The organism is Brevibacillus borstelensis, assembly GCF_037834415.1.
Taxonomy (GTDB): Bacteria; Bacillota; Bacilli; order Brevibacillales; family Brevibacillaceae; genus Brevibacillus; species Brevibacillus borstelensis_A.
Genome location: NZ_JAUMSJ010000021.1, coordinates 30,957 through 46,178, shown reverse-complemented (window position 1 = coordinate 46,178; position 15,222 = coordinate 30,957). Strand labels below are relative to the sequence as shown.

Below are 15,222 nucleotides of genomic sequence, written 5' to 3'. Positions count from 1 at the left end.
GTGGAAATTCAAACGAAAGTCCACACCATCCTCATGCTGATCGGACCGACAGAGTGCGGCAAGACGACATTTGCCAAGGAAGTGCTCATTCCCGGTCTCCGGTTTGCCGACGAGACGAAAAACTATCGGGCAAATGTCCAGTACATTTCCTCGGACAGCATTCGCCAGGAGCTTCTGGGAGCGGATTGCGACAAGTATGATCAAGTCATGCTGGAGGCGAGCGAGCAGGCGTTCCAGCTCTTGTTTGACAAGCTGAAAGCGGTGACCTCCTACCCGATCAACGCGGAATTCGTCGTGCTCGATACGATGGGACTGGCCGACGACTTTCGGGTAAAGGTGCGGGAAATTGCCAGCCAGAACAACTACAGATTGGAAGTGGTCGTGTTTGACTATCGCAACCGGGAGGATTACTACGCTTCGGAGCGCTCAAAAAAGCTGATTACCAGCCATATTAACCGCTTGAAAAGAGATGTTCTCGGCTCACTGGCAAAGGAAGGATACGCAAAGATCCACAGAGTTCGCGCAAAAGACTTTTACCTGCCGGCAGAGGGCAAAGTCCATCCCGACTGCCAGGTCGTGATCGAAAACAGGGAAGAATACCTCGCGACGATCCTGCCGCCAGATCAGCGGTACATCATCGTTGGAGATGTCCATGAATGCGTGCAGGAGCTGCAAGGTCTCTTGCTCGCCTACGGCTATCAGATCGAGGCGGGCAAGCTGATCGTTACGGATAAAGTCCGGGATACCAAGATTATTTTGGTCGGCGACTGGATCGACAAAGGAAAAAACACCAGGGAGACCGTAGCGTTTTTGTACGAAAACAGGGAGCACTTCCTGTTTGTCACGGGGAATCACGAGAACTTTGTCGACAAGTACGTGAGAGGCAACATAAAGGGGGCCGAACAGGAGCTTGTCCATACGTATTTCGATTCCACCCAGGCGTTTTTGCACGATGCGGAGCTGCTGGAGAAGTTTACGTGCCTGCATGCCCTGTCAAAGCCGTTTTACAGATTTACGGGGACAGACAGCCCTTCTTTCATCGTCACCCATGCGCCGTGCAAAAACAAATATTTGGGAAAATTGGACGAACATTTCGTTCGCCGCCAGCGCAATTATCGGATCGATCGGGACAAACCGCTGGAGAACCAGCTTGCCTTCCTGCAGCAAGAAGCGGTAAAAAACCATCCGTATCACGTGTTTGGACATATCGCGGCGAAACAGGCGTTCCGCGTCAAGAACAAGCTGCACATTGACACAGGCTGCGTCCACGGCAATGTCCTGACCGCCATCAGCATCGCGCACAAGCCGTTCTTCCGGTCGTACAAATCCAGTCGGGCAGGCCTGGCGGAAGAATTGCAAATCTTGTTCCAGGAGCAGAGAAAGGTATCTGTCGAAGATTTGCAAGACGAAGAAATCCGCAGGCTGCATTACTGCTCGCGCAATCGGGTCAATTTTATCTCGGGAACGATGTCGCCGGCAGACAAGGACGAAGCCGCACATGAATTGGAGTCTCTGAAGCGCGGGCTGCAGTACTTTGAAGGGAAAGGGATCCGGAAGGTCGTTTTGCAGCCGAAGTACATGGGCTCCAGATGCAACGTGTATCTGCACAAGGAACCTGGTCAATGCTTTGCGGTCAGCCGCAACGGCTACAAAATCACGCAGGTCGATCTGACGGATATTTACGAGGGGCTGCTGCAAAAATTCGGCGGCTACATGGAGCAAAACGAAATCCAGATGCTCGTGCTGGACGGAGAGCTGCTTCCCTGGAGCGCGCTTGGAGACGGCTTGATCCAGAAGCAGTTCAAACCGATTGAAAAGGCATTGGAGAGCGAACTCGCCTTCCTTGAGCAAAACGGCTTTGAGCAAGCCTTTGGAAAGCTGGCGGACGCGTACCGGGCAAGCGGATTTGAACAAGACCAGTTCCGCTGTTCCAGAAACGAGCTGAGTCAAAAATACGGGGCCAGTGTCTATCAAAATTACAAGCATCTTCGCGACATTCTGGAGACGTATGTTCCTTTGGATGAGCATGCGAGAGCTTACCATACGTACAAGCGGCAGCTGGAGCTGTACGCCGGGGACGGGAAGCTGGAATACAAGCCGTTTTCGTTGCTGAAGGCGGTATGGGAGAATGGACAGGAGCAGTTTCCGGATTGGAAGACGTCAGAGATGTACAGCTTCCTGTCGGATGACGACTTCCTCTTGATCGATTTGGCCGAGCCGGACAGCGTGGAGCGGGCGGAGCGGTTCTTCGCCAAATTGACGCTGGAGTACCGGATGGAGGGCGTAGTCATCAAGCCGGAGGAAGCGACCAGCAAGGCCGTTCCTTGCTTGAAGGTCCGCAATCCCGATTATTTGTCGATCATCTACGGCTATGACTACCGTTTCCCCTATAAATACAGGAAGCTGCTAAAGCAGAAAAACATTGCTCAAAAGCTGCGAACCTCAATGAATGAGCATCTGCTCGGACAACGGATGCTGGCGATTCCGTTCCGTGAGATCGCGGCTGACAACGAAGCCTATAAGGAGGTCGTTGCGAATCTGTTGTTTGAAGCGGCAAAGGAGAAGGAGATTGATCCGCGGCTGTAAAAGAAAGAAGGGGAGGGGGCGGAGGCATGTAAGCACCTTCTCCTCCTGCCCGAGAACGAACTGCCAGTGGACTGTTGGAAGTGTCAGCTCTATAGTGTACTCGGCACAAACACACTCTTTTGTTGTACAGCAGAGAGACGGGCCGAGCATCCCCTTCGGCTTGGAGCCACTTTCCGCCCGTCGGATTTGAATTCTATCGCCTTTCATAATCGGTGAGACGATGTGGTGAAAAAGACAGGCATGTGACTTCACAGGACTTTTTTCGTCTATCTACTAAGAAAGAGCTTTGCCGTCATTTTATGCACGCGAGTCAATGCGCTTGGGAGGCTGCGATCCATGTGGAGCCATGTCTTTGATCGAGAGTACCGGAGGGGGCCAAAAGGAACGGAAAGCGAATTGGAAACCTTTTTGCGGACTTGGAATGCGCCACTGTCGCAACAAGAGATTCAGGAGATTGCGGAAAGGCGGAAAAACCCTTTTCCGGCAAATCTCGGCTACGAGGAGTGCTTGCTGACAGCCGGATCGTTTCGCGAACTGTGCATGGTCACGACCTGTACGATGATGAACTGAATGCACGGTAAGGAAGGCAAAAACGGGTGATTCGGAGTCATGGGTCTGGAAAAAGGTTCGGAACACAGATTATAGGAACAGTCATTACGGGAGGAGCCAGTTTGAAACATACCGTAAAAATCGAAACTTTTATTTTGGCCGCAGCTATCCTGATCGGGGCGTGGCTGGTAGCCAATGCGGCATCCGGAATTGCCGCATACGGTGATTCCGAAACGCACAACACCGCGGAAATAGCCGGAGCCGTCGTTCGCCTGGAGGGAAGGGTGAATGAACTGATTCAAGCGGGAGAGCCGAACGTTATGGATGAGCAGAAGGTCAGAGAATACTTGGGGATAACCGGGCAAGATTTGATCAGGCTCGTTAACGAAACCGATTTTCCGTATATCAAAATCAATGGGGACCATTTTTTTCCAAAGAGTACGGTGGATGAGTGGCTCAAGAATAAAGCGAAGAGCCGTACAGCTTTATTTCAGTATCAGTAAACGTTTTTCTTTATGTGTTGAAAAGACAGGAGTAAGAACCGGGGTTCTTACTCCCTCTTTTTTGGATCGCCCGTCATGCTCCGGCTTTTCTGCTACTTTCTCCCCAATTCCGGAAAATCAATTGATTGCCGCAAAGTTTTCCGCTACGATCATAATAGATGGAATATTCAAAAAATAATCGTTGAACTTGTGAATGGTGCTTGCGACAACATCTGAAAGCAAAGGTGGGACCGGCATGAAAAATGAATCGTTGGACAAGTCGTCGACAGCCAAAGGAAACGAACAGGCTCAGAGGCACCGATCAGTGCAAGTGCCCGATCACAGGCAAAGCTTCCCCAACGCTGATTCCGGCCAATCCGTCATCTGTCCGGCAGAAGAACCAAACCAAAAACAGCATACACAGACAACCCATTCTGTCTCCCGCAGAGAGTTCCTCCACAAAACAGCCCTGCTTGGCTTGGCCGCCGCTGTTCCCGGAAGTCTTCTGACCATCGGTTCGGTCATGGCCGAGGAGGCGGGAGGAATGGAAGGGGCAAAAGCTGCCGGGGCCGATATAAGCGAATGGATCAAACCGGGAGGAACCATTGTCGACGTCCCGGGAGTGAAAGTCGGCCAAATGCAAGATCGAAAGGCGATGACCGGATGTACCGTGGTCGTCCTGGAAAAAGGCTCGCCCTGCGGCGTAGATGTGCGCGGCTCGGCTCCCGGCACGCGGGAAACCGACCTTTTGAATCCGATCAACATGGTCGAAAAGGTAAACGCTGTCGTGCTCACGGGAGGAAGCGCGTACGGACTGGATTCCGCCAGCGGTGTCATGCGATATCTCGAAGAGCAGGGCATCGGCCACGATGTCGGTGTGGGCGTTGTTCCGATTGTCCCGGCTGCCGTCATCTTTGATTTATCGTTCGGGAGCGCGAAGGTGCGGCCCGACCAGAAGATGGGCTACGAAGCGGCAAAAAAGGCAAGCAAGGAACCAGTCGAACAAGGAAACGCGGGAGCGGGAACCGGTGCGACCGTCGGGAAGCTGGCAGGCGGCAAGCGGGCGATGAAAGGCGGGCTGGGCTCTGCATCGCTTCAATTGCCGAACGGGCTGGTCGTAGGCGCGGTTGTCTCCGTCAACGCCGTGGGAGAGGTGCGCGATCCCGTCACCGGCGAGATTTTGGCCGGGGCGCGGGACGACAACGGTCGAATTCGGGACGCGCTTTCCTGGATGATCGAAAGCAGCTCTCCGCCTGTCCCTAGCGGCACCAACACGACGATTGCCGTTGTTGCCAGCAATGCCAACCTGAACAAAACCGAGGCCAATAAAGTGGCGCAAATGGCCCACAACGGCCTGGCCAAAGCGATCTTTCCCGTACATACGATGAGTGACGGGGATACGGTTTTTGCCGTGGCGACAGGCGGCGTCGACGCATCCGTCAACCTCGTCGGAGCGCTGTCGGCGGAGGTGCTTGCCGCCGCGGTTGTCAATGCGATCAAGGCTGCGGAGGGGGCAGAGGGGATTCCGGCTTATCGGGATCTTCGGAAATAGAGGCGTTGAGACTCCCACGGCTAAAGCCGCAAGCTGACACCTTCGGCATCAGTGGGATTCTTGGGTGGTAGTCGGAAGTGCATTTCTGCTATCCGTAGTTCCCCCAAGTTCAGGGCTGTCTCATCAGCCCGTCCCACGGCAGAGCATATAGCTCCGTAGGCTGGCAGACTGTCACCATCTGCCACAGGTTTGTTCTTACAAATGTTTTAGCGTCTTGTTCTTGACGACTTCATACATTTTACGCTCAAGAAGATTCGCTTGAGCAACCCTATATGTACGCTGTTTTCAAAAGAGCGATGATTGTTTTAACGTCTTTTGCTTGACAGCTCAAAGAGTATATCCTGATTATACCAAATCAGGTTTGCCCTGCCCATCCCATGAAGGGATGTTCGGGCAAAGCCGTCTTTCATCCCACGATGAAAACCGTGGGCTTTCAGTCGGCAATTACTGTAAGAGAGAAAGGAGGAAAACCGATCCATTGCCGGAAGAGTGGAAGCTGTTTGACCTGAACGGGAGGGGGGGACGCGCTTTTCCCCCATTGGTTTATGCATGCCTGTCTGCTATAGTAAAAATGAATCATTATCTAAACGAGGCAGGGGTTAACGTTACTATGTATAGAATCGGTGTCGTTGGACCGCCTCCTTCTGTCGAGCGGATACTGGATGTAGCCAACGAGTTTGAGCATGAAATCGAATTTGTTCCGATCCCCTACGGGGATGCCAAAGAAGTAAGCGCTATTGTCCAGGAGCGTAGTCGCGATTTTGACGGCTGGTTTTTCTCAGGTCCGATTCCGTATACGATCGCAAAAAACGTGCTGCGGCCCGAGGCCAATATGGTCTACTGCCCGCCGACCGGCTCCAATTTATACCGCAGCTTTATCCAGATGTCGATCGACCGGGATGAAGCAGTAAAGAGAGTCTCCATCGACATGATTGAGTCGGAAGGGCAATTTTTGCAAGAGCAGCTGTCCGAGCTGCAAATACCGGACGAGGACAAGCATGTGATGACCTACGACGAGCATTATGACGCGCAGGCTGTGGCGCAATTTCATTTGCAGCTGTGGAAGCAAGGGAAGACGCAAGGAGCTTTCACCACCTTGATGACCGTGGAAAAGCTTCTTCGCGAGGCGGGAGTGCCTGTCTACCGTATCTATATGACCAAGATGGAAATCCGGCAAGCGATGAAGATGGTCATTGAAAGGGCGAGGAGCTCGTACTTCAAGGATACGCAGATCGGCGTCGAGATCATCGAGCTTGAGCAGTTTGACACGATCGTCGAAAAATCAAATGCCCGTTTTCATCTGCAGCATCTGGAATTGAAGGTGAGACAGCTTCTGCTGCTGCTCTGCGAAAAGCTGGACGGCTCGCTCATGGCGAATGGAAACGGCCGCTACCAAATATTCAGCTCCCGGGGAGCCATCGAGCGGGAGATTGACATGCTGCGGACGACCCTGAAGCAGCTTTCCGTCGAGGCGGACGTTCCTGTCTCGGTGGGCATCGGCTTTGGCGAGACGGCTTTTTCCGCTGAAAGCAATGCGCGCAAGGCGATTCAGCATGCGAAGAGCAGGGATGGATACGGGATCGTGATCGTCCAGGACAACGGCGTCATTGTGGAGGCAGTGGGTGAACCGGAACAGATCGCCTATGCGTATCGCTCCAATGACAAAGAGCTCTTGGATAAATTGAACAAGGCAAACGTCAGCATCAAGACCTACAACAAGATTGAAGCGCTGGTCCAGCGAATGGGCTGGAGCACGTTCACGACATCCGACCTCGCCACGTACCTGTCAATGACCGTGCGGAATGCCCAGCGGATCATCGGCAGCTTGTGCGAATACGGTCTCGCCGAGTGCAAGGGAGAAGAGTTTCAGGCCGTGCGCGGACGTCCGAAGAAGATCTATCAACTGAAAAAATAGACGAGAAGAAAAGATAGGGGTACCGCCAACAAAAAGCGAATTTTGTACGCTACGCCCTGATTGACAGAAAAAACGCCGGTTTCCTGTACGCTAAGGATTACCGGCTTTGATTTTTCCTTGAATAAGTGGCAACAATGAGTTTAGGCTGGCATTTCGCTTTTGATCGAATGTGTACATAGAGTAAGAATCCCTTCTCAGCTTCCTGCGATAAGCTTTGCCGTGAGCCATAGACAACCTGAGTTATCCCGCATGCTTTTAAAAGCTCGCAGAAGCAGTTCCGCTCGCCAGAGAAGCCTGTTTCCATTCGTAGCGACTAGCGAAGTCCAGCCCAGCGGAGCAGTGATCCCGAGGAAACAGAATCGCAACCTATGAATCCGCTACGAAGCTGCGCGCCGTTTTGCGATTCCCTCGGGGTCACTGCGGAGCGGACAGTCCTCGCTCCCTTGCAGGACGAAGACCGGAGCGGAGAATGGAAACTGGCTTCTCCCCACCGCAGCCGCTTTCCTTGTTTCAGTGGATAGACAGGCTTTGGTGGAGGAGATGAAAAAGGAGAAAACGGCTCCAGGTTCGGTGGGACACTGCATGGGGGTTGGACTGTCCGGCTCCATTCCAAAAGCAAAACCGCGTCCAAAAGCAGCCTTTTCGAGGCAGCGTCTCAAGTTGGACGCTAAAAGCGTGTTTTGCTTTTTCCATTCCGCCTGGGAAGTGTCCCAAAGACCTTTTGCCGTTTTCTCCTTTTTCATCTCTACAGCTGCTGGTTTCCATCAAACAAAAAAACCGTTCGGACGTGCGCCCGACAGGTTGAGAAAGTCTTGCTAGCGAAGAGGGCTTACGTTTCATAGCGAAAGAATCCCTTCTCAGCTTCCTGCGATATGGTTTGTCGTAAGCCATAGACAACCTGAGTTATCCCGCATACTTTTAAAAGCTCGCAGAAGCAGTTCTGCTCGCCAGAGAAGCCTGTTTCCATTCGTAGCGACTAGCGAAGTCCAGCCTAGCGGAGCAGTGATCCCGAGGAAACAGAATCGCAACCTATGAATTCCCTTCGGAGCTGCGCGCCGTTTTGCGATCCCCTCGGGGTCACTGCGGAGCGGACAGTCCTCGCTCCCTTGCAGGACGAAGACCGGAGCGTAGAATGGAAACAGGCTTCTCCCCACCACAGCTGCTTTCCTTGTTTCAGTGGATAGACAGGCTTTGGTGGAGGAGTGCCAATAACAAGGCCAGTTCCCAAGTGAGGACTGGCTTTTTGCTTTGGAAGCGCTTGCTGTTTTTCGAGAAGTCGAACAATTCTATTGAAAAACATTTAACAAGGCTATATACTCTATTTAACGACAATTTCTTTTTTTGTTCGCATATTAAAGATTCGTGTGGAAAGGGGGCCCAGCTTCCGTACTGAGACAAGGAAGTGCTTACAATAATGGCGACAGACTGAACACTCAATCGGTACCGTTGCCACATTATTCGAAAAAGTATAAAAACACGTAGATTGCAAGGATAGAAAGCTACGGTCCGAGGGGGATTGTTCAATGCTAGCGCATCAAGCAAAGTCAGAGACTCATGAGGAAAAGGGAACAGGCTTGTTGAAATGGGTGGAGAGGATCGGGAACAAACTGCCGAATCCCTTCATGCTCTTTCTCTACCTGATCGCCATTTTGTTCGTTGTGACCGCCTTATTGTCGTTTTTTCACGTAACAGCCATCGATCCAATCAAAAACGAGGAAGTTCAGGTCAAGAATTTGCTCAGCCAAGAGGGTCTTCAATGGCTGCTGCCCAATATCATTAAAAACTTTTCCGGATTTTTGCCGTTGGGCTCGATCCTGACGCTGATGCTCGGCGTAGGGCTGGCGGAGAAGGTCGGGCTGCTGGAGGCGGTCATCCGCAAGATGTCTTTGCGGGTAAGCGCCAGATATGCAAGCTATCTGGTAGCGTTTATCGCTTTTTTCAGCCATGTCTCTTCTGATGCTGCTTTCGTCATCATGCCCCCGCTCGGTGCGCTGATTTTCCTGGCTGTCGGACGTCACCCGGTCGCGGGACTTTTGGCTGCCATCGCCGGTGTCGGGTCAGGTTTTACCGCCAATATACTGATCGTGACGACAGATGTTTTGCTCTCCGGGATCAGCTCGGAAATTTCCAAGTCTGTCGACCCTAACGTGACGGTTAGCGTTTTGGACAACTGGTTCTTTATGTCGGTATCGGTTTTGCTGCTTACCGCTATTATCGGTTTTATCACAGACAAGTTTGTTGAGCCGAAATTGGGTGCTTACAAGGGCGACACGGGAAAAACGCTGGAGGATCTTTCCCCGCAGCAAAAGAAAGGGCTGCGGGCAGCAGGAATCGCAGCGCTGGTGTTCGTCGCCATACTCGCCATTCTTGTTGTGCCGGAGGGCGGCATCTTGCGCGATCCCAAACAAGGCACCATTGTTCCGTCGCCATTCATTTCAGGCATTGTTCCGGTGATTCTGCTGTTCTTCTTCACGGTAGCCATCACATACGGTATCAAGGTGGGCGCGATCAAGAAACAAAACGACATTCCGGCGCTGTTGACCGATCCGATCAAGGGGATGGCGGGCTTCATCGTCATGGTGTTCCCGCTCTCCCAGTTTGTCGCGATGTTTAACTGGAGCAACATGGGCAGCTTTCTTGCCCTGTTCATCACCGATCTGCTGGAAAAAATGAATATGACCGGCGCGCCCGTCTTTATCGGCCTGATGTTCTTGTCCGCGTTCCTGTGCATGTTCATCGCCAGCGGCTCCGCGATCTGGTCGCTTTTGGCGCCGGTCTTTATCCCGATGTTCATGGCGCTGGGCTTCCATCCGGCTTTCGCGCAAATCACGTTCCGGATCGCTGACTCTGCCGTGATTCCGTTCGCGATCGTGTCGCCGTTTATCCCGCTGTTCCTGGGTTTCTTGCAGGAATACAAGAAGGACGCAAAGCTCGGTACGTACTATTCACTGATTATGCCGTACCCCATCGCGATTTTCATTCTCTGGACGCTGCTGCTTGTCGCCTGGTATTTCCTGGGCTTGCCAATCGGTCCCGGCGTCTATCCGAAAATGTAACGAGGGGATTCGTCCAAGAGAAGACAGGAGGAAATGACTATGCTGGACCTGGTTTCACTGCGAAGAGATTTTCACATGCACCCGGAAGTGGGCTTTACCGAATTCCGCACGGCTTCCAAGGTTGTAGAAATACTTGCTTCGCTCGGCTTTGATGTCATTTACGGCACAGATGCGATGGATGGCGATTCCCGCAGGGGATTGCCGTCCGCGGAGGTGCTGGAAGAGGCTTTCAAGCGAGCCCTGCGGGACGGGGCCAATCCGCAGATCGTCGAAAAAATGCGCGGCGGCTACACAGCCGTTATCGGAGTGAAAAAAGGGAAGCAGGAAGGGCCAACCGTTGCGTTCCGCTTTGACATGGATGCGTTGCCTGTGCTGGAAAGCGCAGATCCGGACCACGCACCCCAGGCACAGGGCTTCCGCTCCCGCTATGAAGGAAACATGCACGCTTGCGCCCATGACGGCCATACGACGATCGGACTCGGGCTTGCGGAAAAACTGGCGGACGGCAACTTTTCCGGAACTGTCAAGCTGATTTTCCAGCCTGCCGAAGAGGGGGTCCGCGGCGCTTACTCCGTCGTCCAAAAAGGGATGCTTGACGATGTCGATTCTATTTTCTGTCACCATCTGGGGACCAATGTCCCGCTTGGCGAGGTGCACGGAGCGTCTTTCGGCTTTCTGGCTACCACGAAAATGGTCGCCCACTTCCACGGGGTGCCGTCCCACGCGGGCGCCACGCCGGAAAAGGGCAAAAACGCCCTGCTTGGCGCCGCTACCGCTCTGTTGAACATCCATGCCATTCCGCGCTTTAGCACAGGCTCTACCCGTGTCAACGTGGGCGTGCTGGAGGGTGGAACGGCAGCCAATATCATTCCGCAGCACGCAAAAATGGTAGTGGAAACCCGCTCGGTCACAGAGGAAGTCAATGCTGAGCTGGAACAGCGCGTCCGCAACATCATCGCCCACAGTGCAGCTATGCACGAGCTGGAGCATGAGATCGAAGTGATCGGCGGAGCCATTCCGATCAACAGCGATCTGGACATGGCCGAGCTGGCCATCGAAGAGGCCAAACAGGTCGAAGGCTTCACCACCTTCAAGGTCAGCGACAACAATTCGATGGGCAGCGAGGATGCCAGCTTCATGATCAAACGCGTTCAGGAGCGCGGAGGAAAAGGTACGTACATGGCAATCGGGACCGATATTCCCGCGCCTCACCATCACCCCAAATTTGACATCCAGGAGGAGATTCTGCCGCGTTCGGTAGAGCTGTTGCACCGCATCGCCAAACGGCTTTTAAAGTGAGAAGCCCTTTTATCGGACACTCTCGAACCATGCAGCTGCGAATAGAAAGGATGTTTCTTTATGCATACACAAAAAATTTCGGAAATGATTGAGCAAAAACGCGATCTGTTCATCCGCGTAAGCGACAATATCTGGAGCTTTGCCGAGACCCGCTTTGAAGAATATCGATCTGCCGAATTGCTGGCGCAAACGCTGGAGAGTGAAGGCTTCCGGGTAGAAAGAGGCGTAGGCGGCATCAAGACGGCATTTATCGGAAGCTTCGGCAGCGGCGGTCCAATCGTCGCTATTTTGGGCGAGTTTGACGCCCTCTCGGGAATGAGCCAAAAGAAAGGGCAAGCCATGCAAGAGGCGGAGGTGCCGGGCGGAAACGGCCACGGCTGCGGACACAATCTGCTCGGTACGGCTTCCCTGGCCGCGGCGGTTGCGGTCAAGCAGTACATGGAGGAGAACAACCTCAAAGGCACTGTGCGCTACTACGGATGCCCGGGGGAGGAAGGCGGCTCCGGAAAAACGTTTATGGCCCGCGCCGGACTGTTTGACGATGTCGACTTTGCCCTCTGCTGGCACCCGATGGGCTACAACAGCATCATGGCAGTCGAATCGCTGGCCAATTACCAGGTGTACTTCAAGTTCAGAGGAAAAAGCTCGCACGCGGCGGCAAGCCCGCATTTGGGACGCAGCGCGCTGGATGCGGTAGAGCTGATGAACATCGGCGTCAACTACTTGCGCGAGCACATCATCCCGGAAGCGCGCGTCCACTATGCCGTGACCAATACGGGAGGCCTCTCTCCGAACGTCGTGCAGGCCTACGCGGAAGCGCTCTATCTGCTGCGGGCGCCCAAGGTGGATCAGGTACACGAAATCTATGAGCGGGTATGTAAGATTGCCAAAGGGGCAGCGTTAATGACGGAAACCGAAGTGGAGATCGTGTTTGACAAAGCGTGCTCCAACCTGGTGCAAAATCAAGTCATGGAACAGGTCATGTACCGCAATTTCCAGGAGCTGGGCGTCCCCGTCCACGACGAGGCGGAGCTCAAGCTGGCCAAGGAAGTGCGCGGGACACTGAGCCAGGAGGAGCTACAAACCTCAGTCAAAGAATCTCCGGATGGACCGGACGCCGATATGGTGACATGGCTGAATCCGTACAACGGAGAGACGAGCCCGCTGAACGGCTCGACAGATGTCGGGGATGTCAGCTGGATCGCGCCCACCGCCCAGTGCACGACGGCTTGCTTCGTGAACGGGTCGACGCTGCACTCCTGGCAGTGGGTGTCGCTGGGAGGAACCTCCCTGGGACATAAGGGCATGCTCCACGCCGGAAAGGTGCTGGCCGCAACCGCTGTCGACATGCTGAACAATCCGGAGCTGATCGATGAGGCCAAAGCCGAATTGAAACAGCGCTTGGGCGGAAAGCCGTACAAATGCCCGATCCCGGAAGGCGTGCAGCCGTCCGTTAAAAAGTAAGAGAGCTTGTTTCGGATCATGGTCAAGTTGATGAGAAGGCCAGCGGTTTCTCGCCGCTGGTTTTTTCGTTCGTGCAGGCGAATGCTTGCAAAAAAGGCGGAACAGGCAAGAAAAGGATTGAGAATCTTTTCCTGATGCGATAGTCTACTAGAGTGCCCATCAATGCACAACAAGAGAAGAGGGTCTGAATCAAGAGAAAGAAAATTCAGGGAAAACTCTCCAGACAAAAGGAGGACAAGCAATGCGCAAGGGGAAATCGGCGCTGAAAACCTGTCTGAGCGTCGCTCTCGGGATTACGCTGTTCAGCAGTGCTGCAGCTGTTCAGCCAGTACAGACAAAAGCCGCCGAAAATTCAGAAATCAACATCACTCTGCTCGGGACGTCTGACATCCATGGACGTTTCATGCCGTGGGACTACGAAATCGATGGTCCGAACAACAACGGAAGCTTAACGCAATTATTCACGATGGTTAAACAAATTCGCGAAGAGAATCCCAACACGATTCTGCTGGACGCGGGAGACTGCATTCAGGGCAACTCGGCTGAGCTGTTCAACAGCCATCCGCAGTCTCCGATGATGGTTGCGATGAATGCGATGAAATACGACGCATGGGCATTTGGGAACCACGAGTTCAACTTTGGGCTGGATGTTCTGGAAAAGATCAGCAGCCAATACGACGGGCCGCTGCTCGCCGGCAATATTTACAAGGAAAACGGCGAGCGTTTCCTGCCGGCGTCGACTATTATTGAAAAAGCTGGCGTAAAGATCGGAATTATCGGCATGAATACCCCGATGATCGAGGATTTTGAGAAAGGAACCGATCACTTGAGCGGATTGGTCGTAAAAAATCCCGTCGATGAGACGAAAAAAGCGATCAAAGAACTGGAAGGCAAAGTAGACGTCATGATCGGCCTGATGCATATGGGTCTCGACAACGAGAACGGAAAGCCGGGAACCGGCGTGAGAGACATTGCCAATGCAAATCCAGAGCTGACCGCAATTTTTGCCGGCCACATGCACAAGCTGGTAAAAAGCGAAGAGGTCAACGGCGTGCTGATCACCGAGCCGGACAAATACGGCACGCATCTGTCCCGGATTGACTTGACGTTTGCCAAGCAAGGCGACAAAGTGGTCCTGAAAAGCAAAGAAGCGACAGCGCTGCCTGTGAAACAAGCAGACGGAACTTTCGTAAAGTCCGATGCCGGACTGGAAGAGACGCTGAAGCCTTTCCACGAGATCGCCCGCGCTGACGCGAATGTCGTGGTGGCACAGCTGAAGGGCGAAAACATGGTGCCGAAAAACGAGATTGAGGGCATCCCGCAGGTCCAAATCCAGGAGACGCATCTCGCCGACTTCTTTAATGAGGTCATGCTCTATTACAGCAAGGCTGATGTCGTCGCCCACCAGATCGACAATGACAAAGCCCGTCTCGATGTAGGGCCGATCAAGAAAAAGGATATCGCCTTCAACTACCAGTACGCGCTAGGAGAAATTACCGTATATGAAGTAACCGGCAAAGATTTGAAGGATTACATGGAATGGGCGGCTGGTTATTTCAACACGGCTCGTCCGGGAGATGTGACAATCAGCTTTGACAAGACGCGCCGCTCCTCCAAATACAGCACTAACGACTTTTTCGGCGGAGTGAAGTACGAAATCGACCTCACGAAGCCGGCCGGCAGCCGGATCACCAACCTCCGCCGACTGGACGACAAGCCGATCAAGGCGGAGGATGTACTCAAGCTGGGCATGAACTCCTACCGCATGGACGCACTCATCGCGAAGGGCGGAGCTTTGGAAGGACGGAAGTTCAAGCAGCTTTGGTCGTCCAAGGACGAGAGCGCCTTTGGCGAAACTGGCGGGACGATCCGGAACCGTGCGATTGCCTATCTGAAAGATGTGAAGAAAGGCGTTTACGAGCCGAAAACATTGAAATACTGGAAGATCACCGGCGTGGATACCACTGCGCCTGAGCGTGCCGATGTGGTAGAGCTGATCAACGCCGGCATCCTCGGGGTGCCCAAGACAGAAGACGGCAAGTATACCAATGTGGCTTCTATCAACATCAAGGACCCGGTAACAAAAGAAGAGATTGCCGAGCTCTCGCAAAAAGCGAAGGTGAATGCAAGCGCGTTTGCCAACGTGAAAACCAAGGGAGAGTTCTATCAAAAGCTGAACCAAGCGCGCAAGGCGGCAGCCGCCCAGGCGAAGCCGGCCGCGAAGTAGGATAAACAGGAAAAAGCAGTCCGCATTTCTTCGCGGACTGCTTTTTGCGGCCTTGGACCAATGCCAGCAGCCAGAGTGGTTGTCATTGCCGC

The 15,222-nt window shown here is 53.4% G+C and carries 10 protein-coding genes; 9 read left to right on the top strand and 1 reads right to left on the bottom strand.

The genetic code is table 11. The features are described from left to right. The 5 genes from Q3F21_RS16860 (at window position 1) to Q3F21_RS16840 (ending at window position 7,084) form a co-directional block, all read left to right on the top strand. Entirely contained in the window at window positions 1-2,586 is a 2,586-nt protein-coding gene (locus Q3F21_RS16860) for a metallophosphoesterase (protein WP_340255376.1), read from the top strand. A 336-nt stretch (window positions 2,587-2,922) separates the two neighbouring features. Next, window positions 2,923-3,156 carry a hypothetical protein gene (locus Q3F21_RS16855; protein ID WP_340255373.1) on the top strand — a complete coding sequence of 78 codons (234 nt, stop codon included), beginning with the start codon at window positions 2,923-2,925 and terminating at the stop codon, window positions 3,154-3,156. Between the two features lie 101 nt (window positions 3,157-3,257). Continuing rightward, entirely contained in the window at window positions 3,258-3,638 is a 381-nt protein-coding gene (locus Q3F21_RS16850; RefSeq protein WP_340255370.1) for a helix-turn-helix domain-containing protein, read from the top strand. Window positions 3,639-4,161: 523 nt separating this feature from the next. Next, complete coding sequence (locus Q3F21_RS16845; protein ID WP_340255469.1) at window positions 4,162-5,169, top strand: P1 family peptidase; 1,008 nt, start codon at window positions 4,162-4,164, stop codon at window positions 5,167-5,169. 610 nt (window positions 5,170-5,779) lie between these two features. Further along, on the top strand, window positions 5,780-7,084 hold the full coding sequence (locus Q3F21_RS16840; RefSeq protein WP_340255367.1) for a hypothetical protein: 1,305 nt from the start codon (window positions 5,780-5,782) through the stop codon (window positions 7,082-7,084). Window positions 7,085-7,461: 377 nt separating this feature from the next. On the opposite strand, the gene Q3F21_RS16835 is transcribed toward Q3F21_RS16840, so the two are convergent. Beyond that, a complete protein-coding gene (locus Q3F21_RS16835) occupies window positions 7,462-7,827 on the bottom strand; it encodes a hypothetical protein (RefSeq protein ID WP_340255364.1) in 366 nt (121 codons plus the stop codon). A 780-nt stretch (window positions 7,828-8,607) separates the two neighbouring features. Between Q3F21_RS16835 and Q3F21_RS16830 the strand changes: the two genes are divergently transcribed. The 4 genes from Q3F21_RS16830 (at window position 8,608) to Q3F21_RS16815 (ending at window position 15,130) form a co-directional block, all read left to right on the top strand. Beyond that, on the top strand, window positions 8,608-10,140 hold the full coding sequence (locus tag Q3F21_RS16830) for an AbgT family transporter (RefSeq protein WP_340255361.1): 1,533 nt from the start codon (window positions 8,608-8,610) through the stop codon (window positions 10,138-10,140). A gap of 39 nt (window positions 10,141-10,179) precedes the next feature. Further along, the gene (locus Q3F21_RS16825) at window positions 10,180-11,439 is read left to right on the top strand and encodes an amidohydrolase (protein ID WP_340255358.1); all 1,260 of its coding nucleotides are present in this window, start codon (window positions 10,180-10,182) and stop codon (window positions 11,437-11,439) included. 60 nt (window positions 11,440-11,499) lie between these two features. Next, window positions 11,500-12,903 (top strand): amidohydrolase, encoded by a 1,404-nt coding sequence (locus Q3F21_RS16820; protein ID WP_340255355.1) that lies wholly within the window; start codon window positions 11,500-11,502, stop codon window positions 12,901-12,903. Window positions 12,904-13,144: 241 nt separating this feature from the next. Then, a complete protein-coding gene (locus tag Q3F21_RS16815; protein ID WP_340255353.1) occupies window positions 13,145-15,130 on the top strand; it encodes a bifunctional metallophosphatase/5'-nucleotidase in 1,986 nt (661 codons plus the stop codon). Window positions 15,131-15,222: the final 92 nt, after the last annotated feature.